Consider the following 25,866-nt stretch of genomic DNA (forward strand, 5'->3'; position numbering starts at 1 on the left):
CGAAAATGCCTACCTACCGTGCCTATCAAGCCACAAGCCAGCACAATTTGGAGCTCGTCGAACGACCGCTGCTCGAACCTGAGCCCGGCTACGTCCGGTTCAGGGTTCTGAGTTGTGGCGTGTGCCATAGCGATTCCCTAGCCGTCGAGGGTTTGCGCCCTGACCCGGACCGACCGGTGGTGCCCGGACACGAAGCCGTTGGCGTCATCGACGCCATCGGAGCCGACGTGACCGGCTGGCAGCTGGGCGACCGTGTCGGAGTCGGCTTCCTGGGCGGCCCCTGCGGCACATGCGACTGGTGCCGCCGCGGAGACTTTGTCAGCTGCACCAATCAACCCTGGTTCGGCACAACGGCGGACGGCGGGTACGCCGAGGTGGCCTACGCCCGTGCCAGCGGGTTGGTCCGCATACCGGATGCACTGGAATCGGTGGCCGCCTCACCACTGCTGTGCGCCGGCATCACCACCTTCAACGCGTTGCAGCTGGTGACCGCCGGACGGGATTCACTCGTGGCCATCCAGGGAATCGGCGGGCTCGGACATCTCGGCGTCCAATACGCGAACAAGCTTGGATACCGCGTCGCCGCCATCGCACGCGGCACCGACAAAGCCGATCTGGCCACAGCGCTGGGCGCCCATCACTACATCGACAGCGCCTCAACCGATCCCGCCGATGCCCTACAGGACCTCGGCGGGGCCGCGGCAATCGTCGCCACCGCTGCGAGTGGAGCGTCCATGTCGCCCCTGGTCGCCGGCCTGGCGCCACGGGGTCAGCTCATCGTGGTCGGCATCGCCGAAGACCCGATCCAGGCCAGCACCACCGATCTCATTTTGGGGAATCGGTCGATCGTCGGCAGCAACACCGGCACGCCGATGCAGAACGAAGTCGGGATGAGTTTCAGCGCCAGACATGGTGTCGCGGCCATGACCGAGGTCCTGCCGTTCGAGGAAGCACCCAAGGCGTATGAGCGAATGATGTCCGGCGCAGCCCGGTTTCGGGTGGTCCTCGAGATGGCGGCGGATCAGAGCGAGCCCGATTTCCGCAACGCTTCTTCGGAGGGGCTGCCACGCTCAGAATGAAAGGCAATCAGATGCTCTGCAGTCTGCCGGCGGGCCGCCGATAGCCGCCGCTGAACCCAATGCCAGTCGATGCGCTCCTGCTCCAGGCGCACCCGTGCACCGAATCTGTCCTCGACCAGATCGATATAGAGGTCAAGTTCATCGGGCGTCAGTCGGGTGAGGGCCGACGCGGCTGGGCGTTCTTCGTGAACCCACCGCTCACGATGGGCCATCAGCGTCTCACGATCCATCAGCACCGAGCGTGTCCGCGGCAGCCAGGCCCGCAGGCGGTCCAGTATCGCGAATCCATGGGTGTCGATGTCTCCCCAGTAGTGGACATCTGCGTTGGCCAGCCACGGTAACCGTCCGACGTTGTCGACTTCGAAGCCCTTGCCCCAGATCACCACGCCATGCTCAGGGACGTCGACGCTTAAGTAGCTGATCTCGTTCTCGACGATCACCGCCACCCTTGGCTCGATGTCCACCAGCGCCAATTCGTCGGGGCGCGCGGCCAGCTCGGAAAGCGGGTCCGGCAGGCCCACCGACGGCGAGATCCTCAACCGGACCAATCCAGGCTTGGACCTAAGGCCCAGGCCTGCAAGGAATCCCGAAGCTGTCGCCGGTACAGTCAGCATCGCCGCCAACACCGGTCGGTGCCGTTCGGCGAACTTGGTGTCAACGCCGGGTGCACTGATCTCACGCAGGTACCGGTTCGAGTGACGGTGCCTGTCGAGCCAGACGTAGGCGGCGATCAGCTGGGGCATCTCGGCCCCAAGGCCGAGCGCGTGGTGCGGGTGGTCGACGATCCACTCTCGAACCCGCGGGTGTTGATCTGCGAGAGCAAGGATCTGGTCGAAATCACGGACTGAAGTCGCGACACCCAAGATGGCCCAGGCCTGTTCGATCGAGGACACCACCGCACGGACGGGCAGTCGATTGCGGCCGATCTGCCTGCCGCCGATCGATCGCCACTGGAGGGTGTAGTAGCGATCGTCGCGGCGACCGGCGTCGAGCGCAGCCACCCAGTCCCGGGCGGCCGCGATGTTGTCACCGACCTCCGACGGTTTGGGGCCGCGAAGTGATATTTCGATCGGTTCGAATTGAACGCCGTTGGCGTGGATACGCAGCAGTGATCCATCGTCCCAGCGGCGCCTGACCCTGGCGGCAATGTCGTGCGGTGTCGTCCACCCGGAGCTCACGATCGCCGTCCGTCACGTCGCGTCCGGTACTCCTCGATCGTCATCGTCTGGAGGCGAGAATACGTTCCGCTGGGGTTGTCGACGAAGCCGATTGCCTTCACATATGGCTCGATGACGTGAACCTTCTGCAATGGTGTGACGATCAGAAGTTGCAACCCGAGCGTCGCGAAGAGGTCCAGCGCGTAACGCGTCGAGGCATCCGAGCCACGCCCAAACGCCTCGTCGATGACAGCGAATCGGAAGTCTCGTGACTTCTCGGCACCCCATTCCAGCCCGAACTGGTAGGCCAGCGATGCTGCGAGGATCGTGTAGGCGAGCTTCTCTTTCTGCCCGCCGGATTTGCCGTCGGAATCGCTGTAATGCTCCCATTCATCGCCGGTTTCGACGTCACGTTCGGAGGCGGAAAAGACGAACCAGTTACGTACGTCGGTGACGCGTCGCGTCCAGGTCTTGTCGGATTCGGCGTAGCCGTCGCGGCCACGGAAGCGCTCGATGATCCGCTTGACGTCGAGGAAGCGTTGCTCAGAGTACTGGTCACCGTCGAGTGCAAGGCTGTCGTTGGTCAGGTTGCGCAGGTCCGAACGGAACTGCGCGATGTCCTGGTTGGTGGTGGGTTCCTTTTCCAGCCGTATGTAGCGACCCGGATTGTAGGGCACGGCACCGAGCGCCTCGTTGATGCGTTCGACGCGTTCATCGATGGCCGACGCCTGCCGGTTGAGCCAGTTGTTGAACCCTGCCAACTCCTGGATGGCGTTCTTGTTGAGTTGCTCCTTGAACTCGGCTTCGAACCGCGGGAGGTCGTCGGTCGCGACGCGCTCGCGGAACGCCAAAAATTCCTGGCGTGCCTCGACATTGGCGTCCATGTCGACACGAAGCTCAGGCCATCGCCGCAGTACATCGTTCATGTGCTGACCCAGGTTCAACGCATAGCCGTTGAGTTGTCCAGTGAGTCGCTCGATGCGCTGGTGCAGATCGGCCGACAACGTCGCCTGGGTCTCCGCGCAGTCCGCCGCCCGCACCGGGCGATTCTTCCGAAGACGTTCATCGAGGGCCGCATACGACGCACGGACGGTCGCCAGCTCTTGCTCCGGCTGCGCTGCGACGAACTCGTCGTCACGCTTCTTCTGATCGGTTGCGTCCTTCGACGCCTTGGCCGTTGTCGCGAGCCTGCCTGCAAGCTTCTCGATCAACTCCCCTACGGCTGCGGCTCGCTCTTCGTTCTCGGCAAGCGCCCGCGCGATTTCCTCCAGCCGCGACGAACCGGCCAACAGGCGTTCACGTTCGGCGTCATGGTCGTTGGCACGGCGCACCGCCTCGTCGACATCGAGATCGCCCCACGACTGGTACTCCTCAAGACGGGCGAGCGCTTGCAGCTTTGCCTGCACCGCATCCCGTTGCGCGTCGAGCCTCGCCAACTCGGCGCCAGCCGCCGCCAGCTTTCCCTCCAGCTCGGCGAGCTCCTCGCGCAGCGCGGCGATCTTTCGCTCATTGGCCCAGCCGAGCACCCAGCGACGGGGGTCGTCGACGCGGTGTCGGTCGTCCTTCTCGTGGCGCTCACCCGAACGCACCTGGCCCTCGCGGGTCACCGCCCGCCGCTGGCTGCGGAACTCCTCGAGGCTCGACGCGCATCGATAGTCGGCCCGTTTGGTGAGCTCATCGACGAGGTACTGATGGAAAAGCCCGTCCTTGACCTCGATGCAGTCGGCGAGCCAAAGCCCCTCATGCCCCGGCGATTGCAGCGGAACCCGTTGTCTGGCAACCCTTTCGTAGACGAGCTTCGCTCCGATCGCCTTGCCACCTCGGCCATGGTAGGTGAGCCTTCGGCCGTTCACCCATCCGGCGACGGCGTCGTAGTGCTGCTGCGGCACCAGCAGCGAAAGGGCGAACCCTCGCAGCACTCGTTCCGCGGCGCCCCGCCACTCGGCGTGTTCATCGGTCACGTCAAGCAGTTCGCCCGCATACGGAAGGTCTTCCGGCGTCAATCCGAGGGCGGCACACAGCTCCGCGCGCACCTCAACCTGCTCGACGGGCAGGTTGCTGGTGCGTTGCTCCAGGCTCGTGAGTTCATCGGAGACGAGCCCGCATTGGCGTCGGAATTCCCTCTCCTGTCCGATCGCGTCGGCCGTGGCCATATCGAGGACCCGCTTCTCCGCGGTGAGCCGCGACCGCTCCGTGGCGGCCACGATAGACAGAGTCGCGAAGTCCTCGTTGTCGGCGACGGGTTCCAGCCCGGCATCGGCGACGGCGGCATCGAACCTCGTCCTGGCATGACGACGGGTCTGAGCCTGGGCACGCGCTTCGCCGGCAAGTCGCTCCAGCTCGCCAACGCGGTCCCCGCCGGCCTTGGCGCGTTCCTCGATCAGAGAGTCGTGTTCGTCCTTGAGCTTCTGCGCCTTAGCTTTTACACTGTCCTGCTCCTTCCATAAGGCCAAGCCCTCGGCCTCCAGCTGGGCGATCTCGTCGGCCAGCAGACCGGAGCGAAACTCGGCGATGAAGAGCCGCACGGCGGATCGTTCGCGCTCCGTTGACTCACGCTCTGCGAGCGCGGCGTCGTACTTTGCCGCGGTCTGCGCGACGGGCTCGAGCGCTTCGAGCTGCTCTCGCGCACGCTTCACGGCATCGTGGGCCTTCGTCAGGTCGTCGAAATGGGCGATGATGTCGCGAACCCGGTCGGTAGAGTCGCTCGGTTCGAGCATGTGGTCGCGGACAAAGTCATTGAGGTTGCCGACCGACTTCATCGAGACGGTCTGGTGGAAGAGCTCGAGCGCCTGCTGCGAGCGGATTCCTAGGAGACGACGCAATGAGGTTGCGTACTTAGGGAACTCGTCGAAGATCTCCGCCTCGGTAGCCCGCAGCCTCTTTCGGAGATCGCGTAGGTCCGTGCCGAAGTCGGCGAAATCCGTTGCGATCGTGAGCTCTTTTGTTGCGGTGACGAAGAATCGGTAGGGCTGTCCCGCGCTCTCGCGCTGCTGAAAGACTTGCGCCAGGGTAACCGTCTCATCGTAGCCGTGGTTGGTGAAGACCCCGAGAACGACGGAGTAGCTCCGCCTGTTCTCGCGCAGGCCCTTGGGGCGTGACCGCCCGGTGGCCTCGTTTCGCTCGGACTTGTAGTGGCCTTCGACGTACGAGCGCAGGGTGCGTTCCTTGGCGTCGGCGCCCGCGGCCTTGTTGTAGGCGGCCTTGTGCGAAGGCATCAACAGTGTGGTGAGCGCGTCAACGATTGTCGACTTCCCGGAGCCGATGTCCCCGGTGAGCAGCGCGGTGTTTGTGTCGGGAGTGAACCGCCAGACTTGGGAGTCGAATGTGCCCCAGTTCAAGACCTCCGCGTACTGGAGTCGGTAGCCGGCCCTTCGGGTATCGCCGAGTCCGACCATCGAGAAGAGTCCGTCATTCATCGTCGGCCGCCGCTCCGGCGTACTCCGTCAGCTTCGTCGCGAAGTCCGACAAGGTCTGGGCGTCGACGTAGGCCTTGAGGATTCGCCGCACCTCCCAATGGTCACCCTGACCGCGCAGCGGCCGCAGAAAGCCGAGCTCGCGTGCCTTGTTGATCGTCGTCTCCGCCTGATCCACGAGACGTGCGTCGTTGGTGGACTCAGTTTGGAAGAGCCTGAGCATCTCGACCATCTGGTCGGTGGTGAGGACCAGTCGGCCATCGCAGCCCGTCGTCTCGAACTCAACGAGGCGCTTGCGCAGCAACACCAGCAGCAGGCTGACGTTGTACGTTAGTGCCCGCCTGCGCACCAGACGCGGCAGCGCCTCGTCGCCGTCTTCGTCGGGCCGGGACCGAAGATAGGCGTAGCCCTCGGCGTCGTCGATGACCACGTCGACGCCGATGGTGGCGAAATGGTCCCGGACACCGGCGCCCATGCGTTCCAGTACCAGCCAGCTGTCCTCGTCAGACTCTCGGTAGACAACACCTTGCATCAACCGGATGATCGCGCCGGCGACTGCGTGCTCGCCACTCATCGTCGTCGTACCGTCACTTTCGGCAGCCTCGCCCTCTTGGCGATATCGGGGTCGGCTGGGTCGGAGTATTCGAGGAGAGACTCATCGGTGTCGTCCATGTCGACCGCCACGTCTTCGTCGTTGAGTGCGAGGTAGCCGACGATCTCCGCGGCGCCCTGCTCGATGGGGTACATCGCGACGACATCGGACAGAAGAGCCGAAGAACCCTCGGGCAGAACCCCGCGAATGATCTCGGCCAGCCGCGCCTGGTCGACGAAGGTCTGAGCGAAGAGGAGATCGGTATCGACGTCCTGGGTCGCCGCTGGGAGCTCGCTCTCAACCGCCACCGCCGCGGGCGGTTGGTAGAGCGGGCGCTCGAACGGTAGCGCAATCTCGATGCCCGGCTGGTCGACCGTGAGCCCAAAGGTCGGCGGATTGTCGCGGAGCGCGAGAGCAAGGCTCTCCACCGCCCTGACCAGTTCAAGGACGCGCCGGTTCTCCAGCCAGACCTGGTCGTCGAGGAAGCGCCGCAATTGTTCGGATATCTGCCGAACGGTGCGCTGCGCACGATCGGCAGCTTCAGACCAGTCGTGGTGAATGCCGCGAATCCGATGATCGGCCTCGATGGTGTCGAGGGTCGACACCTTGGCGAGCAACTCAGCGAGCTCGGCCTGGCGCGACTCGGAGAGAAGGAAGTCGTAGAACGACTGGAAACTCCGACCCTGGTCCGAGCCGGCGATCTCCGATCGGCTTCCGACCAACTCACCGAGCAATGCGCCTTTGGATCCATCCCAGGCCGCGATCTTCTCCCGCGCGGCACGGTCGAGCAGCCGGAAGTTCTCCTCGACCTCGCGAAAGTCCGAGAGTAGTTCCCGCGCGGTCGCGGAGAGCTGTTGGTAACGATCGCGCACCGCAGTCGCGTCCAGTACAGCAAAAACACCGGCCTCGACGGCCGCGATCTCGGCGTCGAGTTCGTCGCGGCGGCGGCGCAGTTCGATGAGCCGGACATCGGGTTCGACTTCGGTCCCGTGCACGATCTGCCGCAGCAACTCGACCACGGTGTGAAGCCTGGACTCGGTCCCCACGAAGGACCTGCCTTTGAGAGACGTGACCCACGCGTAGGCCTTCTCGAACGCTGGCGTCACCTCATAGTGGACGTCGTCATCGCCGGGCGGGTAGAACCGTCGGAGGTACGCGGCGTCGGTGGCCGCCCAGTCCTCCAGATAGGACCGAGCGTCCTTACGAAACCGTTCCTGACCGTCCTCGGTGGTGGTATCCGTGTTCAGCGCGTACAGGTGGTCGTCCAACGCGGCCACGACCTCGCTAGCCGGGCATGCGCCTCGGTTGCCCTCGACGAAGAACTCACCGAGGAAGGAGAGGATCAGATTGGCATTGCCGGCGCGCAGCAGTCGCCAAGCGGGGTGCCGCTCCCGCAGCGCCTCGATGGTCGCGTACTCCATCAGGGAAGCCTAGAGAATCCAACCGACAGATTCCGCCGCGTACCACGGAGAGTCGGGATACGCGATTTCGAGGTCCCAGGCGACGAGTGGTGGCCAGCATAAGTCGGACTGCGCGGACAGCTGACCGCAGGGCTCCAAACCCCACAGGGTGGCAATCGGAGTCCGGGAATTGAGGCAACACGCGTCGCGATACCTCGCGCGGGTTGAAGCCGGCGAGCAACTGGGCGTCACCAACAACGGGCGGCTGGTAGCCAGGCTCGTCCCCGTGAGGGAAGCCGAGCGCTCCCGTGAAGCCTTGATCAAATCTGGCGTCTTGGTTCCAGCAAGTCGGCCGCGCAACCTCCTCGACGTCACCGCCACGCCACGGCACGGCCGTAAGCGCAACCTGTCCGAAGTTCTCAACGAGATGCGCGATGAACAGTGATCTACATGGACACCTCAGCCCTGACCGAGCTGCTCGTCACCGAAGCTGAGACACCAGAGCTGCGGTCCTGGCTCATTGCGCATAGCGACCAGGGTGAATACACAGTGACGAGTGCGCTCGGCCGCGTCGAACTAATGAGAACCGTTGCACGACAGGGGGAGCCAGGACTCTCCGAGCGTGCACGCTACCTACTCGACGGACTGGACATCCTGCCCGTTACCGATGCAGTAATCGCCCTGGCTGAATCGATCGGACCGGCAACTCTGCGCTCACTCGACGCAATTCACCTTGCGTCGGCGTCCCAGATCAGACACGAGCTCACATCATTCGTGACTTACGACCAGCGGCTCTTAGAGGGCTGCCGCAACGTCGGATTCGATACCCAATCACCAGGCGCAGTCCAGTAAACGTACAAGCAGGGAAAACGGAGCAATACGCGTCATGACCCCCAGAGCCAGGGCTTATTGGGGTCGAAGCGATTGGCACGACACTGCCAGCTCGGCTGTCGGTCTGAGACACGCTGGCGGAAGCCTCGCGGGTACGTCCGCCATGGAGGTTCTGATCGGCGACAATTGGGCCTACGAATCAGATGACGTTCCCAAAAGTGTTCCCAAACAGCATGAAAGAGGCCCCCGGAGACGTCTCCGGGGGCCTCTTTACCTGGTAGCGGGGACAGGATTCGAACCTGCGACCTCTGGGTTATGAGCCCAGCGAGCTACCGAGCTGCTCCACCCCGCGATGGTGAACATGAGGTTACCGAAGCGGCCGGTGCAGCTCCAAATCGCCTGCTCAGCAGCGCGGCCGGTTCCGCTCACGGCTGAAACCGGCGGCCTGACCCGTCCGCAGGACGCCGGCCGGGTCGTACCGGCGCGCCAGCGCCGCCAACCAGTGTCGGGCGTCGTCGCCGTACGCCCGGGAAAGGCGGCCCGGATCGGTCGACGGTGCGAAGTTCGGCATCTGACCGCCCGTTGACCAGGGTGTGAGCGCCTTGACCACCGCCGCCGCATGATCCGGCACCATCTCGGCGATCGGCGGGACCAGCGCGCCGATGACGGCCAGCGAGAACGGGGCATCTCGGTGACAGAACGCACTGCGGTGACGTGGCTCACGGCTCAGCGCCCCGCCGAGCTGCCGCACCTCCACGATCGCCTGGACCGAGCCCGATCCCGGCCCCGCCACCTCCAGCAGCGCGTCCACGGCCTCGGCGGGCAGCTCACGCAGCAGCGTGTGGTCCTCGTGCGTGGGCATCGGATCCACGGGGTCGGCGTGGACGGCGCCGATCGCCGCATACGGCAGCACCCCGATCGTGTCCATCACCGGGCGGGCGACCGCGCGCATCGGCCCCAGCAAGCCCTCGGCCCGCACCGGATCACCCAGCGCCGCGTAGCGCACCGCGACGGTCAGCCGTCCGGCCAAAGGTTCGGGGATACCGGGCATCGGCGGCAGCCGCTGCAGCGCCACCGACGTGTTGGCATCCTCCGGCAACCCGGCACACCACTCACGCCACGCATGCAGCACCGCCGCGGCATCTGCACCGTCGAAATACAAAGCACCACCGTAGAATTCAGCGATCGGCAGCAGGGAGATCTCGACGCCGGTAACGATGCCCAGCGCCGACTTCCCGCCGCGAAGTCCCCAGAACAGGTCGGCATGCTGCTCGGGTGTCACCCGAAGCACCTGTCCGTCACCAGTCACCAGATCGAACGCCCGCACGTAGTCCGCAGACAGGCCTACCGAACGCACCAGCGGCCCCACTCCCCCGCCGGTCAGGAAGCCGACCACGCCGACCCCGGGCGACGAACCCATCACCGGGGCCAAGCCGTGCGGCGTCGCGGCGTCGAGCACGTGCTGCCACTGCGCTCCGGCCCCAATCCGAGCGGTGCGGCCGGCGGCGTCGACCGTGCACCCCGTCATCCACGACGTGCTCACCAGGATGGTGTCATCCTCCACCGGCAGCGCCCCGTGCCCGGTCGCCTGCACGGCGACCCGCAGCCCCTGCTCGGCGGCGAACCGCATCACCTGGGCGACATCACGCGCCGAGGTCGCGAGCACGACCGCGTACGGGCGGACCGCGACCGCGACGTTCCACGGCGTCGCGCGCTCGTAGTCGGGTTCGCCGGGTAGCGCCACGGGTCCGTCGACCCGGTCGCGCAGGGCGGCCACCGCGTCGTGCAGCTCGTCGCGGATTTCGGACAGCGTCATGTGAATTCCTTTCGGGCAGGTCAGGTACGCGCCGTTACCATGCCCGGCTGCTCTTGGAGTTTTCTTGGAGCGCCGCCAAGACAGTTCCAAGCCTCAGACAAGCGCACGCGCGGCAATGGCAACGCCACGCATCCCCATCCGCTCGGCGTCCTCGGCGATGCCGCTGGCCAGCACCCCACGCTCCTGCTGCGAGTCGGTCAGCTCGCACGCCAGCAGCCTGCACCGCAACAGCGTCGGCGCACCCCCGGTGCGCGTCGCGATGTTCTCGGCGATCGCCAGCGACGACAGTGCCTGGACCCGATCGCCGAGCAGCGCATGCAGGCGCGCCGTCGCCAACGCCACCGGCCCGGCGATGCCGACCTGGCCGATGACAGCGATGCGGTCCTCGGACGGTTCGAGCACGGCGAGCAGCGGCGCGGCGAACTCGGACAGTCGATGCTCACACGCGAGATGTGCCAGCAGCGCCGTGTGGCCCAGCGTCGTCCAGAGGTGCGCCCCGCCAGCGCGGCGAGACCACTCACGCAGCCGCGTCCGCGCCTCCGCCCGCGCGCCGGGATCGCGGTCGACGGTGAGCAGCGCCGCATGTGCCAGCGCCACCATCTCGTTGCCACCCGTGTCCCCGATGACCCGCCCGCCCGGCCGCTCCAAACGCGACGGTCCGCCCTGCTCCCACCGCAGACTGGCAATGGCGACCATGCCGCTGCCCGCTTCGTAAAGCTCGGTCCGCTCGTGGACGTGCGCGGCCAGTTCGTGGTGGCACTCGGCCTCGGCGAAGTCGCCCCGCCACACCGCCAGCACCGCTTGCATCCAGCGCAACTGTGCACGAAGCACGGGCAACTGCATCTCGTCACTGCCCTCGATGCCCGCTTGGAGATGGCGCTTCGCTAGATCGACATCCGCCAGGTTCATCGCCGCCATCGTCGCGACGGAATGCCCGATCACCGCATCCTCGCGAGAGCGGCTGTGCTGCAGCGTATTCAGTCGATCAACCCAGGACAGAGTGTCTTCGCTGAACTGCGCCACACCGGAGTAGGTGATCAACCGGCCCATCAGTGCGTCCGCGACGACATCCGGATCGCCGCTGGCCTCGGCAAGTTGGTCGGCCCGGTTCAGGTAGCCCGCGGCCACCGACGGGTCGGGGTGATAGCAGTGCCCGACCGCCAGCGCCGCCAGTACCCGCGCACCCGCGCCGGGGTCGGACTTGGCGACAGCCGAAGCACGTTGCAGCACAGCCACTAACGGGCCGGGGTCGGCGCCCGGTGCGAGCCACGGCCAGCCACCGCTGGCCCGCAGCAGCGCGCTGGCCAGCCGTCCCACCGTCGCCGTCCGCGCCGCATTCAGCGCCTCCCGCAGATAGCGCTCCACCGTGTCGAGGACCAACTGTCCGCGGCCGGCGCGAGCGTGCGCCTCCAGCATCGCCGCGGCCAGTCCGTCGCGCTCAGCGTCGTCGCGCTCCGTTGCGGGCAGTCGGTCGTAGGCGTCCAGCGCCTCCTGCCACCACCACGCGGCGATGTCCGAACTCCAGCGCCGGGTGGCCTGCTCGGCGGCCAGGCGGCACGCCCGGACCACGATGTCGGCGTCGACCAGGGGTTGTGCGGCCACGAGATGCTGCGCGCGCCGGGTCAGCGCATCGTCGGCGCGGCTGGTGGCCAGCGCGTCGGCGACCTTGGCGTGCAGGCGTTGTCGTCGCAGCGCGGGGATGCCGGCCGTCAGGTGTTCACGCAGCAGGCCGTGCGCGAACGCGTAACCGTCACCGGTGTGAGCCTCGACCATGATGCGCGCGTCGGCGGCCTCGTCGAGACGATCGGCCAGGGTGTCAATGTCCAGACCGGTGGCCTGCGCCAGCATCGGCACCGCGTCGCGGTCCATCGCATCCCCGACGACCGCCGCCGTCCGCAGCACCTGCACGACGGCCGGATCCAGTGCGGCCAGTCGCCGATCGAGCACCGTCTTGACCGCCAGCGGGATCTCCGAGCCGACCCGTTCGGCCTTCGGCAGCCGGGCGTATTCGGACACGAAGAACGGGTTACCACCGGTCCGGCGGGCTAGTTCCGCGACTTCGGCGTCGGTCACTGCGTCGTCGGCGATTTGATTGGCCAGTGCGGCAACGTCTTTCGAAGAAAGGGCGGGCACGTCGATATGCCGGTTGCGGTCGCCCCGCGCGACGGTGGACAGCAGGCGGGCGACCTCCGGCGACCACTCGCCGTCGCGGACGGTGAGAATCAACGCAACCGGCCGGTCGCGCATCGCGCTGGCGAGATAGGCCAGGCAGCTCACGGACGTCGAGTCGGCCCACTGCACATCGTCGACGACGACAGCCACCGGCGCACGCCCGGACTCCAGCAACGTCTGGACCCGCTCGTACATCCGGAATCTGGCGGTATCCGGGTCGGAGTGTGGGGGCACTTCGAGCACCTCGTCGGCGTCGGCTCCCAACGCGCGCACCAGCTGACGAATGGGCCACCACGGCGGGGCGGCCTGCTCGTCGGGACAACTCACCCACGCCGTCTGGACGCCCTCGGCGGCGAACCGGGCGATCAGTTCCTCGGCGAGGCGGCTCTTGCCGATACCCGCGGGCCCCGACAGCACCAGCCAGCGTGCGGCTCCGGCCCGCACATCCGCGAGAACAACGGCGGCCGTCGATAATTCACGTTCCCGGCCGACCAGTGCGCCGCGTGAGGGGGTTTCGGTCCCGCAGATCGCCGGGGCCGGCGTCACCGTCGGGCTGGCCACCTCGTCCGCACCCGACCACGACGGCGTCCGCGGCCACGCAGCCAGCTCCGGCGCCTGACGCAGGATCGCGGTCTGCAGGTCACGGAGCTCCGACGGCGGGTCCAGACCCAGTTCCTCGTCGAGCAGACGGGCATGGCGCACGTACACCTCGAGCGCTTCGGACGCACGGCCGCATCGGTACAGGGTCAGCATCTGCAGCCAGCAACCCCGGTCGGCGAGCGGGTCGGCCGCGCGCAGCCGCGCCACCTCGCCCAGGGCCTGCGTCGCGCGCCCCAGCGCGAGGAGCGCCGTGATCCGGATGTCGAGGCACTCGCTGAAGAGTTCCGCGACCCGGGTCGCCTCCTCGGCCACCCACGGTTCGTCGCGCAGATCGTCCAGGAACGCTCCCCGCCACAGCGTCAGCGCGTCATCGGTTGCGCCCAGCGCCTCGTCCCAGGCGCCGGATTCCCGCGCTGTCGCGGCGCGGGCACATTCGGCGGCGAACACAGCAAGGTCGACCTCGCCGGCCTCAAGATCGAGGTAGTAGCCGGGTGGCTGCCGGATGATCGGCGACACCGGCCGCGACGTGTCGGCCCCGTCACGAAGGGCACGGCGAAGGTTCGAGATGTAGGCCTGCAAGCTTGCCGTGGCGCTGCCGGGCACATCCTGGCCCCACACCGCGTCGACGAGGCGGTCGACCGACACCACCCGACCCCGCGCCAGCAGAAGCGCCGCCAGCACCGCCCGTTGCTTCGGGGGGCCGACGTCGACGGGAGAGTCCCCGTCCATCACCTGCAGCGGCCCGAGCAAGCGATAGCGCACCGGGAGAGTGTAGAGACGTCCGCTACTCCCCGCGCGAACGTGCGTGGTTGTACGCCCGGGCGCGGCGTGTCGCGTACAGACACGCGCGCTGGTGCAAAGGAAGTCAGCGCGAACGAGTTAGCGCGGGATGGGACTAGCTGGTGGAGTTGTACTTCTTCATCGCGTCGTCGAGGCGTTGCAGCGCCTCGCCGTACTGCGCGAAGTCCCCGTCCCGCTGGGCCTCACGGACCCCGTCGAGCGCCTGCTGAACCTCCTGCAGCGCCGCGGCTTTCGGACCCGACAGCTGCACCGCGCCCGGCACGGCCGCCGCGGGCAGGGGCGGCGCTGCGGGTGCGGTGCCTGCCTGGTTGGCCGGCGGCGCCGCGGCGGGTGCGTCACCGTTGCCCGGCACCGCCGCAGCCTGCGTCTGCGCGCCTGGCAGCGTGGGCGCCGGACCCGTCGCGGTGGCGTCGGCGCCAGGACCGAACAGTTCGGTCAGCGCGTCGCGCACGGTGGGTCCGTACCCGACCTTGTCGTTGTACATCATCGCCACCCGGATCAGACGCGGGTAGCTCGACGCGGCGTCGCTGCTGCCAGGCGACGCGTACACCGGTGCCACGTATAGCAGACCGCCCTGCCCCACCGGCAGTGTCAGCAGGTTCCCCCACCGGATGCGGTTCTGGTTGTCCCGGCCGATCACACCGAGGTCCTGCGACACCGCGGTGTCGGTGCTGATCGCATTGAAAGCCAGCTTCGGGCCGTTGACCTGACCCGGAATCGTCAACACCGTCAGCTTGCCGTAGGTGTCGGGATCCGAACTGGCGCTGATGTAAGCCGCCAGGAAGTCACGGCGGAACCTGTTCATCGCACTGGTCAGCTGGAAGGACGCCGAACTGTCATTGGCCGCAAGGTCTTTGGCGACGATGTAATAGGGCGGCTGGTAGCTGCTCGCGGTCGGGTTCGGATCGAGCGGCACATCCCAGAAGTCCGAGGTCGAGAAGAACGTGATCGGGTCGTCGACGTGGTACCTGGCCAGCAGTGCGCGCTGCACCTTGAACAGGTCCTCGGGGTAGCGCAGATGCGCCTGCAACTCCGGGCCGATGTCGCTCTTGGGCTTCACGGTGCCGGGGAAGACCTTCATCCAGGTCTGCAGCACCGGGTCGTTCTCATCCTGCGCGTAGAGGGTCACGGTGCCGTCGTAGGCGTCGACCGTGGCCTTGACCGAGTTGCGGATGTAGGACACCTGCTTGTCGGGCAGCAGACGGTTGGCGGCCACCTCGTTGGAGTCCGCGGTCGCCGACGACAGCGTCGTCAGCTCCGAGTACGGGTAGTTGTCCAGCGTGGTGTAGCCGTCGACGATCCACACCATCCGCTTGTTGACGATCGCCGGGTACACGCTGGTGTCGGTGGTCAGCCAGGGCGCCACGGCCTCCACCCGCTCCGCGGGGTCGCGGTTGAACAGAATCTTGCTGTTGTCACCGATCACGTTGGAGAACAGGAAGTTGCGCTCGGCGAACTTGGCGGCGAAGACCGAACGCGAGAACCAGTTCCCGATCGGAACGCCGCCGTTGCCCGCGTAGGTGTAGTTCTTCGTCTCGGTGTTGGTCTCGTAATCGTACTCACGGTCGGGGCCGTTGCTGCCGACGATCGCGTAGTCGGCGGTGGTACTGGCGATGACCGGACCGAAGTAGACACGCGGCTGATCCAGCGGGGCCGGGCCCGGCGAAACCACACTGCCGTTGGCGCCGACGACGCTGGCCAGGAACTCGGGGTAGCCGCCGTTCTGGTTGGGGTCGTTGGCGACGCCGCGCACGGTGTTGGCGGGCGACGCGATGAAGCCGTTGCCGTGGGTGTAGACGGTGTGGCGGTTGATCCAGTCGCGCTGGTTGTCGATGAGGCGGTCGGGATTCAGCTCCCTGGCCGCGACGACGTAGTCACGCAGGTTGCCGTCCGGGCCGACGTAGCGGTCGATGGCCAGCTGGTCGGGGAAGTTGTAGAAGTTCTTGCCCTGCTGGAATTGGGTGAACGCGGGGCTGACGATCGTGGGGTCGAGCAGCCGGATGTTCGACGTGGTCGACCGGTCGGCCGCGACTTGCTGCGCCGTCGCCTGTGCATTGCCGCTGTAGTCGCGATAGGTGACCACGTCGTCGGTCAGCCCGTAGGCCTGCCTGGTCGCGGTGATGCTGCGGCTGATGTATTCGCTTTCCTTCTGCGCCGCGTTGGGTTTGACGCTGAACTGCTCCACGATCAGCGGCCAGCCCGCACCCACGATCAGTGAGCTCAGCAGCAACAGCACCACGCCGATCGCCGGGATGCGCAGGTCGCGCAGCACAAGCGCGGAGAACACCGCCACCGCGCAGATCAGCGCGATCGCCATGAGGATGAGCTTGGCCGGCAAGACCGCGTTGATGTCGGTGTAGCCGGCGCCGGTGAACGGCTTGCCGCTGCGGCTGGTGCTGAGAAGCTGATAGCGGTCCAGCCAGTAGGCGGCGGCCTTGAGCAGGATCAGCACACCGACCAGCGTGACGAGCTGGATGCGCGCCGCGCGGCTCAGCGCCCCCGTGCGACCGGCCAGCCGGATACCGCCGAACAGGTAGTGCCCCAGCAGGTTGGCGATCAACGCCAGGAAGGTCGCGACGAACAGGAAGCTGAGCACCAGGCGATAGAACGGCAGGTCGAAGGCGTAGAAGCCGAGGTCGATGCCGAACTGCGGATCGGTGACCCCGAAGTTGCCGCCGTGCAGGTACATCTGCACAAGCTCCCAGTAGCTCTGCGCGAACAGGCCCGACATCAGACCGACGGCCAGGGGAATGCCGATGCCGAACAGCCGAAGCTTGGTCATCACGGTGGTGCGGTAGCGCGCGACGGGATCGTTGGGTCCCGCGGTCGGCACGAACACCGGCCGGGTTCGGTAGGCCAGCGCCAGGCCTGCGAACACGATCGCGCCGATCGACACGCTCACGACCAGGAAAATCAGCAGCCTGGTGACGACCACGGTGGTGAATACCGAGCGGTAGCCGAGTTCGCCGAACCACAGCCAGTTGACATACGCGTCGACCAGGCGGGGCCCGATCAGCAGCAGTACCACCAGCGCGAGCGCGACTCCAATCAGGATTCGGCTACGTCGCGTGAGCTTCGGCATCCTCGCCGCGGGCCGCATACCCACTCGTCAACTCCAGTCTCGGTCCGTGATGTTCGGTCGTCGATACGCCGACGTCATCGTCGACGGATCGCGACGTGTCGATCGCCCCGTATCGATCCCCGTATCGATGAACGTGCCACAACTGTACGCATTCCTCGTCCAGCAACCTCTCAGCAACGGGGAGGTTCGCCACCGGCGGAAATCGCGTGCAGCGCGTCCACCGCGTCGGTGAGAGTGGCGACCTTCACCAGATCCAGCCCGTCCTGTGGTGCCGTCTTGGCCTCCGCGCAGTTGTCCGCGGGTACCAGGAACGCCGTCGCACCCGCCTCCCTGGCTGCCAACATCTTATGGGTGATGCCACCGATGGAGCCGACCTCGCCGTCGCCGGTGATGGTCCCGGTTCCCGCGATGAACTTGGCGCCGTTGAGGTCACCCGTCGTGAGCTTGTCGATCACCGCGAGGCTGAACATCAGTCCCGCCGATGGGCCGCCGATGTTGGCGAGGTTGAAGTCGATGGTGAACGGCGCCCACGGCGCCTCGACCACGCCGACGCCCAGGTAGCCGTGCTCGCGGTCGGGGTTGGCGCCGAGGGTGATGGTCGCGACGCCCGGGGATGCGTTCTTGCGGCGGAAGTCCACCACCAGTTCCTCACCGGGTTTGGTGGCCTTCAGGAACGTCTGGAACTCGTCGAGGTTGGCGACCTTCGTGCCGTTGACCGCGTCGATCGCGTCGCCGGCCTCGAGCTTGCCCACCGACGGCCCCGGGTCGGAGACATTGTCGACGATCACCGCCTGCGGATATTTCAGGAAGGACAGCGCGGCGAATTCTGCGTTGTCCTCCGACTGCTGGAAGTCGGAGCTGTTCTCCTTGTCGACCTCGTCCTTTGACTTGTCCGGCGGATACACCAGATCGCGCGGCACCAACTGTTCGCGGCCCGACATCCATAAGGCCAGCGCCTGGCCCAGCGTCAGCCCGTCACGCTGAGACACGGTGGTCATGTTCAGATGCCCGGCGGTCGGATGCACCTCGGCGCCCTTGATGTCGACGACCTGCTTCCCGTCGACCTCGCCGAGGGTGTCGAACGTCGGACCCGGCCCCAGCGACACGTAGGGCACCGTCACCACCGACAGAAGTGCGCCGAAGGCGACGATCGGTATCAACGCGACCAGCAGCGTCAAAATCCGCCTGTTCACGCCGCCAAGAGTAGAGGTTGACGACGCGATGTCCCCGACGACGACGGTCGATCGCGATTTCTGCCCCTTGGCTGTGAACGCCCAGGCGAGCACGACCCTGGCGCGGATCTCGGCGCGGGTCGGCGCACATCTGGGCATACATATATGAGCGGCTATGAGCGGCTTCGCTCAGAGCATGGCCCACCGGCCCACATCAGCCGCCCGCGATGGGTACCGTTGACGACATGGCTGACCTGCCCTTCGGCTTCTCCGCGGGTGATGACCCCGACAAACCCAAGAAGGACCCCGACGGCGGCTCGGGCTCGGGCCAGAACCCGGCGGATCCATTCGGCGCAGGCGGCGCCGGCTTCGACATGGGTGACCTCGGGCAGATCTTCACCAAGCTCGGCGAGATGTTCAGCGGTGCGGGCGGCGCCATGGCGGGCGGCAAACAAAGCGGTCCCGTCAACTACGACCTCGCCCGCCAGCTCGCATCGAACTCGATCGGATTCGTCGCGCCGATCCCCGATGCGACCAGATCGGCGGTGGCCGACGCCGTCCGACTCGCCGACACCTGGCTGGACGGGGTGACGGCGCTGCCCGCGGGTACCACCAAGGCGGTGGCCTGGACGCCGAGCGAGTGGGTCGACAGCACCCTGGACACCTGGAAGCGGCTGTGCGATCCGGTGGCCGAGCAAATCTCAACCGTGTGGGCGTCGGCGCTGCCCGAGGAAGCCAAGAGCATGGCGGGCCCGCTGCTGGCGATGATGTCACAGATGGGCGGCATGGCCTTCGGCTCCCAGCTCGGTCAGGCACTGGGCAAGCTCTCCCGCGAGGTGCTGACCTCGACCGACATCGGGCTCCCGTTGGGCCCCAAGGGCGTGGGAGCACTGTTGCCCGAAGCGATCGAATCCTTCTCCGAGGGGCTCGAGCAGCCGCGCAGCGAGATCCTGACGTTCCTGGCCGCGCGTGAAGCCGCGCACCATCGGCTGTTCAGCCATGTTCCGTGGCTGTCCAGTCAGCTGCTCAACGCCGTCGAGGCATTTGCCAAGGGCATGAAGATCGACATGAGCGGCATCGAGGAGTTCGCGCGGGGGTTCAACCCGGCGTCGCTCAACGACCCGTCGGAGATGGAGCAGCTGCTCAATCAGGGCATCTTCGAACCCAAGGCCACCCCCGAGCAGGAGGCGGCGCTGGAGCGACTGGAAGCGCTGCTGGCCCTCATCGAGGGCTGGGTGCAGACGGTCGTCAATGCCGCGTTGGGCGACCGGATTCCCGGCACGTCGGCGCTGTCGGAGACGCTGCGCCGGCGCCGGGCCAGCGGCGGTCCCGCCGAGCAGACCTTCACCACGCTGGTGGGACTGGAGCTGCGGCCGAGGAAGCTGCGCGAGGCCGCGGCGTTGTGGGAGCGGCTGACCGAGGCGGTCGGCGCCGATGCTCGCGACGGGGTCTGGCAGCATCCCGATCTACTGCCCAGCTCGGCCGACCTCGACGAACCCGCCGGTTTCATCGATCGAATCGTCGGCGGCGACACCAGCGGCCTCGACGAAGCCATCAACCAAGCCATCGCCGACCTGGAGAAGGGCGACCTGGACAAGGGCGACGACACCAAACCCTGAACCGCCTGCGCCTGTGGATAACTTCCGCACGGGCCGTCGGTGCCGTGGCAGAGTCGTCGCATGCCGACCGACGAGCAGTATGAGGTGAACCCGGCGATGCCGGTGCTGCTCCGGCCGGACGGACAGGTCCAGGTGGGCTGGGATCCCCGGCGCGCGGTGCTGGTCCGCCCGCCGACCGGGATGAGCCAACAAGCGCTCGCCGAGCTGTTACGAGCACTGCAGTCGCCGATGGCCATGCACGACGTGCGGGCCGCGGCGATGCGGCACGGCTGGCGAGATCCGGACACCGTCGCCGACCTGGTGGTCTCGCTGATCCGGTCCGGCGTCGCAACGGCGGGGTCGCGGCGGCGGCCCCACACGCCGTCGGTTCGCATTCACGGCCGCGGGCCGCTGTCAGACCTGCTCGCTAGCGGTCTGCGCTGCTCAGGCGCACGGGTGCAACGCACCAGCAGGCGGCATGCGGTCATGGCGTCCGAGGCCACCGATCTAATGGTGCTGTCTGACCTGCTGGTCACCGAACCGCGGGTGGTCCGCGACCTCCATGCGACCCGGATCGCTCACCTGCCGGTGCGAGTGCGCGACGGCACCGGCCTGGTGGGTCCCCTGGTCATCCCGGGTGTCACCAGCTGCTTGGCATGCGCCGATCTGCACCGCAGCGACCGGGACGCGGCGTGGCCGGCGATCGCGGCGCAACTCCGCGGTGCCGTCGGCACCGCCGATCGGGCCACGGTGCTGGCGACCGCAGCGCTGGCCCTCAACCAGATCGCCCAGGTCATCCGCGCCGTGCGGGAGGGCGACGATCGCGCCGACCCGCCGCCGACGCTGGACACCACACTCGAATTCGACGTCGGCGCCAGCTCGATCGTCGCGCGCCGTTGGTCACGCCATCCGCGCTGCTCCTGCTGAAAACAATCGTTTCCAGTTGGATGCGGGGTCTCAGCCATCGTCGTGGATGATTGAACCGTGGCAGACATCAAGCGCGGGCGGGCAGCCCGCAACGCGAAGCTGGCGACGCTGCCCGTCGGCATGGCGGGGCGTGCCGCGCTTGGCTTCGGTAAGCGCCTGACCGGCAAGTCGAAGGACGAGGTCACCGCCGAGCTGATGGACAAGGCAGCCAACCAGCTGTTCACCGTCCTCGGCGAACTCAAGGGCGGCGCGATGAAGGTCGGCCAGGCGCTGTCGGTCATGGAGGCGGCGATCCCCGAGCAGTACGGCAAGCCCTACCGGGAGGCGTTGACCAAGCTCCAGAAGGACGCCCCGCCGCTGCCTGTCGCCAAGGTGCACCGCGTGCTCGACGCCCAGCTGGGCACCAAGTGGCGGGAGCGATTCGCCTCGTTCGACGACGTTCCCGTCGCCTCGGCCAGCATCGGGCAGGTCCACAAGGCGGTATGGGGGGACGGCCGCGAGGTGGCGGTCAAGATCCAGTACCCCGGCGCCGATGAAGCGCTTCGCGCTGATCTCAAGACGATGCAGCGCATGGTCAGCGTGCTCAAGCAGCTCTCCCCCGGCGCCGACGTCGAGGCCGTCGTCGACGAACTGATCGAACGCACCGAGATGGAGCTGGATTACCGGCTGGAGGCCGACAATCAGCGCGCGTTCGCGAAGGCCTACCGGGGCCATCCGCATTTCCTGGTACCCGCGGTGGTGGCCAGCGCGCCGAAGGTCATCGTGGCCGAGTGGATCGACGGGATCCCGCTGGCGCAGATCATCCGGTCCGGAACGCCCGAGCAGCGAGACCTGATGGGCACCAGGCTCTTTCAGTTCACCGACGATGCCCCTCGGCGGCTGGGGCTGGTGCACGGCGACGCGCATCCCGGCAACTTCGTGCTGTTGCCCGGCGATCGGATGGGCGTCATCGACTTCGGCGCCGTCGCACCCATGCCGGGAGGCTGGCCCATCGAGCTGGGCCAGATCCTGCGCTACGCCGTCGACAAGGATTACGACCGGCTGCTGCCGACCATGGAGAAGGTCGGCTTCATCCAGAAGGGTGAACGGGTGTCCGTCCGCGAGATCGACGACATGCTGCAGCAGTACGTGCAGCCGCTGCAGGTCGAGGTCTTCCACTACAACCGCAAATGGCTGCAGCGGATGGCCACGGTGAATATGGAACGGGCCGCCGGTCAGATCAAGGCCGCACGGCAGATGGCGATTCCGCCGCGGCTGGCCATCCCGATGCGGGTGATCGCCTCGATCGTCGCGATCTCCTGTCAGCTCGACGCGCATGTGCCGGCCCGCCGGATCGCCGAGGAGTTCGTGCCGGGATTCAGCGAGGCCGGTCCGGCAGCCGGGTAGCTGCCGGACCGGGTAACTCACGCCGCGTAGGCGTCCTTGCGCGGGCGGCCGCGCGGACGCTTGCGGGCGACGATCGCGCCACGCTCGAAGATCTCGCCACCCCATACACCCCACGGTTCCTGGCGTCCGATCGCGGCGGCCAGGCATTCGCGCCGGATCGGGCAATCCGCGCACAGGGCCTTGGCCTGCTCCAACTCGACTGGGCTCTCGGCGAACCACAGGTCGGGATCGCCAGTGTGACACGGCACCGTCGGCAGCATCGCGACACCGCATGTCACCGACGGGACGCTCTCGTCGCGAGCGCTCATCGAAACTGACATGTGCTCTTCCTGCTTCCTGGTCGTTGTTTCGTCTGCCATCTGTCTTGGATGGATCTGCGACCAGGTTCTTCGGTGCTTCCCGAAAAATATGGCCACGGATCCGGTGATTGCGGGTCCGTGGCCTGTGGGGCGTGTGGGGTTCTCTAGGGGGTACCCCAATTCACGGACGTGCAATTCGCGGTAGCGGCGCGGCGCTTCGCGGTTGCGGTGCGACGCTGCACGGGCAGGGCTGCAAAGGCCTTGGGCGCCTGCGCAATACGCCGCCATCCGGCCGCGGGCGCGTTCGAAGGAACGGCCGTCGGCGCGTTCGAAGGAACGGTCGTGGGCGGGCGATGCGCCGGGCTGGCGGCCGCGGCAGGTGCCGCCGGATACGCGACGGGTGGCATTGCAATCGCGGCGTGCGCGGCAACATCAGTTGCGGCGTGCGCGCTGACATCGGGTGCGGCGACCCCGGTGACATGGAGGAGCTGCGGCATGCCAGTAACGTTTACGCCGACAATTGCATCGATAATCGCCATGATCGCAGCACCTCCTCTCGCGCGTCGCCTGTAGCTGTACCTGAGGCTAGACCCTAGCAGCCCAGACCGGCAATACATTTTCTACCTGCGGTTTTGGCGCGATCTTTGCGCAACTTGGCGGTTGCCGGAGGCGTCCCTGTCTCCCGCCCTGTCTCCCGCGACTACGACTGCCGGTCCCTGACCATCGCGAGCACGTCGGGTCCGAACTGCTCGAGCTTGCGTGCCCCGATGCCTGGGATCGCGACCAGTGCGGCGTCGTCGGTCGGCATAGCCTCCGCGATCGCGATGAGTGTGTTGTCGGTGAACACAACGTAGGCGGGCACGTTCATCGCCTTGCAGGTGCGCGAACGCCACTCCTTGAGATGGGCGAGCAGTTCGTCGTCGATGTCGGACGGACAACTCTCGCAGCGGCGGAGCATGATCGACGCCGGAGTGGTCAGCGCGGCATTACAGACCCGGCAGCGTGGTGGCGCACCGCGGGACCGCTTGACCCTGGCGGGAACGGCCTCGGCGGGCGATTGGGGCGCGATGCCGTTCAGGAATCGTGACGGCCGCCTGCCCTGCCTGCCGCCCGGAGCCCTGGCAAGGGCCCAGCTCAGCGCGAGATGTGTTCGCGCCCTGGTAATTCCGACGTAGAGCAGCCGTCGCTCCTCCTCCACGGGCTCGCTGTCGGCACCGTGGGTCAGGGCGTGCGATATCGGCAGAGTCCCGTCCGCCAGCCCCACCAGGAACACGGCGTCCCATTCCAGCCCCTTTGCGGCGTGCAGCGACGCCAGCGTCACACCCTGCACCACCGGCGGGTGGCGGGCGTCGGCCCGCTGCCGCAATTCGGCCAGCAGCGCGGGCAGGTCGAGCGACGGCCGTTGCGCGACCTCGTCGTCGACCAGCTCGGCCAGCGCGGTGAGTGCCTCCCAACGCTCCCTGGCGCGGATGCCCGCCGGCGGCTCGGCGGTCAGGCCCAGCGGTTCCAGCACGCCGCGCACCAGCTCGGGCAATTCTCCCGCCATGTCACGCGCTGCGGCACGTTGCAGCGCGAGCATGGCCTGCCGGATCTCCTGACGGCTGAAGAAACCTTCACCACCACGCACCTGAAACGCGACACCCGCCTCCGTCAGCGCCTCCTCGTAGACCTCCGACTGTGCGTTGATCCGGTAGAGCACGGCGATCTCCGAGGCCGCGGTACCCGACGCGATCAGCTTGCTGACGCCCTTGGCGACCGCGGCGGCCTCGGCGACTTCGTCGGGATTCTCGCGGAAGGTGGGCGCGGGCCCGGGATCGCGCTGGCCAGTCAGGTGCAGTTTGCTACCTGCCATTCTGCCCCTGGCGGCGGCGATCACCCGGTTGGCCAGCGACACCACCTGGGGGGTCGACCGGTAGTCGCGCTCCAGCCGAACGACGGTCGCGTCGGGAAACCGCCGCGAGAACTCCAGCAGGTAACGCGGGGTGGCACCGGTGAACGAATAGATCGTCTGGTTGGCGTCGCCGACGACGGTGAGATCGTCGCGATTCCCCAGCCAGGCGTCGAGCACGCGCTGCTGCAGCGGGGTGACGTCCTGATATTCGTCGACGACGAAACACCGGTACCGGTCGCGGAACTCCTGGGCCACCGCCGGGTCGTTCTCGATGGCGGCCGCGGTGTGCAGCAGCAGGTCGTCGAAGTCCAGCAGCGCCTCACCGTCGCGGCGGGTCTTGAGGGATTCGTAGCCGGCGTACACCGCGGCCACCTTGGCCGCGTCGAAGGGGATGTCGCGGCCCGCCCCCGCGACCGCACCGGCGTAGCCCTCCGGGGTGATCAGCGAGGCTTTGGCCCATTCGATCTCGCCGGCCAGGTCGCGCACGTCGTCGGTGCTGGTGGGTAGGCCTGCTCGGTTGGCGGCCTGCGCCACTACGGCGAACTTGCTGTCCAGCAACTGCCAGCGGGTGTCCCCGACCACCCTCGGCCAGAAGTACCGCAGCTGGCGCCGGGCGGCGGCGTGAAACGTCATGGCCTGCACCGACCCGATGTTGGCGCCCACGCCGGATTCCTGCCCGAGCGTGCGCAGCCGCGCGCGCATCTCACCAGCTGCCCGCTGGGTGAAGGTGACCGCCAGCACCTGACCCGAGGCCACATGCCCGGCAGCCACCAGGTAGGCGATGCGGCGGGTAATGGTGCGGGTCTTGCCCGTCCCCGCCCCGGCCAGCACGCATACCGGCCCCCGTGGCGCGAGCACCGCCTCGCGCTGTTCGTCGTCGAGGTCGGCGGCGATCAGACGTTCGGGCCCGGGCCGCTGCCGCGCGGGATGGCTGGCCTCTGCCGACATGGCGTCCATCTTGGCAGCGCGGGCCGACAGGGGTGCTCGCGGCGGGCACATGTCGGCGTGCATTCCCGGCTTCATCGGGCGTTTGGTCGGTGACTTGGCGGCGTCGGATAGGTTCAACGGCTTATGAGCACAGAGCTGACCATGTACACGACGTCGTGGTGCGGATACTGCCTTCGGCTGAAGAAGGCGCTGAAGGCGGAGGGCATTGTCTTCACCGAGATCGACATCGAGGGCGAGCCGTCGGCGGCGGATTTCGTCATGTCGGTCAACGGCGGGAACCGGACCGTGCCGACCGTGAAGTTCGCCGACGGGACGACGTTGACCAACCCCAGCGCCGACCGCGTCAAGGCCAAACTGGCCGGTTAGCGGCCTGTCGGCGCGGCGGAGTCGTCGCGGATGACGGCACCGCCCTTCATGACGAAGCACACGTGCTCGAGCAGGCTGACGTCGCGCAGCGGGTCGCCCTGCACGGCGATCAGGTCGGCATACGCTCCGGCGGCCACCACGCCGACACGATCGGTCCACTCCATGAGTTCGGCGGCGTCGCGGGTCGCCGACCGTAGCGCCTGGTGGGGAGTCTGCCCCCATTTGACGTGGTAGGCGAATTGGCGGGCGTTGAGCCCGTGCGGGTAGATGCCACTGTCGGTCCCGTATGCGATGCGCACGCCTGCCGCGACGCAGCGGGCGAGGGTGGGTTCCTGC

General features: G+C 67.2%; 18 protein-coding genes, 1 tRNA gene and 1 pseudogene. 7 read left to right on the plus strand and 13 right to left on the minus strand.

The annotated features are described in order from the left end of the window. Positions 1 to 5: 5 nt before the first annotated feature. The gene (locus ADBZ6K_RS15800) at positions 6 to 1,079 is read left to right on the plus strand and encodes an alcohol dehydrogenase catalytic domain-containing protein (RefSeq protein WP_526348296.1); all 1,074 of its coding nucleotides are present in this window, start codon (positions 6 to 8) and stop codon (positions 1,077 to 1,079) included. On the opposite strand, the gene ADBZ6K_RS15805 is transcribed toward ADBZ6K_RS15800, so the two are convergent. The 4 genes from ADBZ6K_RS15805 to ADBZ6K_RS15820 are packed head-to-tail and all read right to left on the minus strand — an operon-like array spanning position 1,022 to position 7,662. After that, on the minus strand, positions 1,022 to 2,257 hold the full coding sequence (locus tag ADBZ6K_RS15805; protein WP_526348298.1) for a Wadjet anti-phage system protein JetD domain-containing protein: 1,236 nt from the start codon (positions 2,255 to 2,257) through the stop codon (positions 1,022 to 1,024). The genes ADBZ6K_RS15800 and ADBZ6K_RS15805 overlap by 58 nt on opposite strands. Continuing rightward, complete coding sequence (locus tag ADBZ6K_RS15810) at positions 2,254 to 5,652, minus strand: ATP-binding protein (protein WP_526348300.1); 3,399 nt, start codon at positions 5,650 to 5,652, stop codon at positions 2,254 to 2,256. Before ADBZ6K_RS15810 ends, ADBZ6K_RS15805 begins: the two co-directional genes overlap by 4 nt. After that, the gene (locus tag ADBZ6K_RS15815) at positions 5,645 to 6,223 is read right to left on the minus strand and encodes a DUF4194 domain-containing protein (RefSeq protein WP_526348302.1); all 579 of its coding nucleotides are present in this window, start codon (positions 6,221 to 6,223) and stop codon (positions 5,645 to 5,647) included. Before ADBZ6K_RS15815 ends, ADBZ6K_RS15810 begins: the two co-directional genes overlap by 8 nt. After that, positions 6,220 to 7,662: a DUF3375 family protein gene (locus ADBZ6K_RS15820; RefSeq protein WP_526348304.1), complete on the minus strand. Its 1,443-nt coding sequence runs from the start codon at positions 7,660 to 7,662 to the stop codon at positions 6,220 to 6,222. The genes ADBZ6K_RS15815 and ADBZ6K_RS15820 overlap by 4 nt, the downstream gene beginning before the upstream one ends. 148 nt (positions 7,663 to 7,810) lie before the next feature. Here ADBZ6K_RS15820 and ADBZ6K_RS15825 point away from each other — a divergent pair, with 148 nt between their 5' ends. Further along, positions 7,811 to 8,086, plus strand: a complete 276-nt coding sequence (locus ADBZ6K_RS15825) for a type II toxin-antitoxin system Phd/YefM family antitoxin (RefSeq protein WP_526348306.1) — start codon at positions 7,811 to 7,813, stop codon at positions 8,084 to 8,086. Further along, the gene (locus ADBZ6K_RS15830) at positions 8,083 to 8,493 is read left to right on the plus strand and encodes a type II toxin-antitoxin system VapC family toxin (protein WP_526348308.1); all 411 of its coding nucleotides are present in this window, start codon (positions 8,083 to 8,085) and stop codon (positions 8,491 to 8,493) included. Before ADBZ6K_RS15825 ends, ADBZ6K_RS15830 begins: the two co-directional genes overlap by 4 nt. A gap of 254 nt (positions 8,494 to 8,747) precedes the next feature. On the opposite strand, the gene ADBZ6K_RS15835 is transcribed toward ADBZ6K_RS15830, so the two are convergent. The 5 genes from ADBZ6K_RS15835 to ADBZ6K_RS15855 form a co-directional block, all read right to left on the minus strand. Beyond that, positions 8,748 to 8,824 (minus strand) — tRNA-Met (locus ADBZ6K_RS15835). Between the two features lie 51 nt (positions 8,825 to 8,875). Continuing rightward, positions 8,876 to 10,288: an FAD-binding oxidoreductase gene (locus ADBZ6K_RS15840; protein WP_526348310.1), complete on the minus strand. Its 1,413-nt coding sequence runs from the start codon at positions 10,286 to 10,288 to the stop codon at positions 8,876 to 8,878. 93 nt (positions 10,289 to 10,381) lie between these two features. Beyond that, the gene (locus tag ADBZ6K_RS15845; protein WP_526348312.1) at positions 10,382 to 13,822 is read right to left on the minus strand and encodes an ATP-binding protein; all 3,441 of its coding nucleotides are present in this window, start codon (positions 13,820 to 13,822) and stop codon (positions 10,382 to 10,384) included. Between the two features lie 133 nt (positions 13,823 to 13,955). Next, on the minus strand, positions 13,956 to 16,967 hold the full coding sequence (locus ADBZ6K_RS15850; protein WP_526348314.1) for a UPF0182 family membrane protein: 3,012 nt from the start codon (positions 16,965 to 16,967) through the stop codon (positions 13,956 to 13,958). Between the two features lie 146 nt (positions 16,968 to 17,113). After that, a complete protein-coding gene (locus ADBZ6K_RS15855) occupies positions 17,114 to 18,136 on the minus strand; it encodes a YlbL family protein (RefSeq protein ID WP_526348316.1) in 1,023 nt (340 codons plus the stop codon). A 224-nt stretch (positions 18,137 to 18,360) separates the two neighbouring features. On the opposite strand from ADBZ6K_RS15855, the gene ADBZ6K_RS15860 reads away from it, so the two are divergent. Genes ADBZ6K_RS15860 through ADBZ6K_RS15870 form a run of 3 tightly spaced genes read left to right on the plus strand, consistent with a single transcriptional unit; the run spans position 18,361 to position 22,026 of the window. Continuing rightward, entirely contained in the window at positions 18,361 to 19,734 is a 1,374-nt protein-coding gene (locus ADBZ6K_RS15860) for a zinc-dependent metalloprotease (RefSeq protein WP_526348318.1), read from the plus strand. A gap of 60 nt (positions 19,735 to 19,794) precedes the next feature. After that, entirely contained in the window at positions 19,795 to 20,640 is an 846-nt protein-coding gene (locus tag ADBZ6K_RS15865) for a cyclodehydratase (RefSeq protein WP_526348320.1), read from the plus strand. Positions 20,641 to 20,697: 57 nt separating this feature from the next. Beyond that, a complete protein-coding gene (locus ADBZ6K_RS15870) occupies positions 20,698 to 22,026 on the plus strand; it encodes a macrolide-binding ATPase MABP-1 (protein WP_526348322.1) in 1,329 nt (442 codons plus the stop codon). A 17-nt stretch (positions 22,027 to 22,043) separates the two neighbouring features. On the opposite strand, the gene ADBZ6K_RS15875 is transcribed toward ADBZ6K_RS15870, so the two are convergent. From ADBZ6K_RS15875 to ADBZ6K_RS15885, 3 genes are all read right to left on the minus strand, one after another. Beyond that, entirely contained in the window at positions 22,044 to 22,346 is a 303-nt protein-coding gene (locus tag ADBZ6K_RS15875) for a WhiB family transcriptional regulator (RefSeq protein ID WP_526348324.1), read from the minus strand. A 143-nt stretch (positions 22,347 to 22,489) separates the two neighbouring features. Then, positions 22,490 to 22,864 (minus strand): hypothetical protein, encoded by a 375-nt coding sequence (locus ADBZ6K_RS15880; RefSeq protein ID WP_526348326.1) that lies wholly within the window; start codon positions 22,862 to 22,864, stop codon positions 22,490 to 22,492. A 161-nt stretch (positions 22,865 to 23,025) separates the two neighbouring features. Next, positions 23,026 to 25,164, minus strand: coding sequence for a UvrD-helicase domain-containing protein (locus tag ADBZ6K_RS15885; RefSeq protein ID WP_526348456.1), 2,139 nt, complete (start codon positions 25,162 to 25,164; stop codon positions 23,026 to 23,028). Between the two features lie 123 nt (positions 25,165 to 25,287). On the opposite strand from ADBZ6K_RS15885, the gene mrx1 reads away from it, so the two are divergent. Beyond that, positions 25,288 to 25,530: a mycoredoxin Mrx1 gene (gene mrx1, locus ADBZ6K_RS15890; protein ID WP_526348328.1), complete on the plus strand. Its 243-nt coding sequence runs from the start codon at positions 25,288 to 25,290 to the stop codon at positions 25,528 to 25,530. Here mrx1 and ADBZ6K_RS15895 read toward each other — a convergent pair. Further along, positions 25,527 to 25,844, minus strand: a pseudogene (locus ADBZ6K_RS15895) (amidohydrolase family protein); the annotation flags it as partial. The gene mrx1 and the pseudogene ADBZ6K_RS15895 overlap by 4 nt on opposite strands. Positions 25,845 to 25,866 lie beyond the last annotated feature (22 nt).

The sequence above is a fragment of the Mycobacterium sp. genome, assembly GCF_044223235.1.
Classification (GTDB): Bacteria; Actinomycetota; Actinomycetes; order Mycobacteriales; family Mycobacteriaceae; genus Mycobacterium.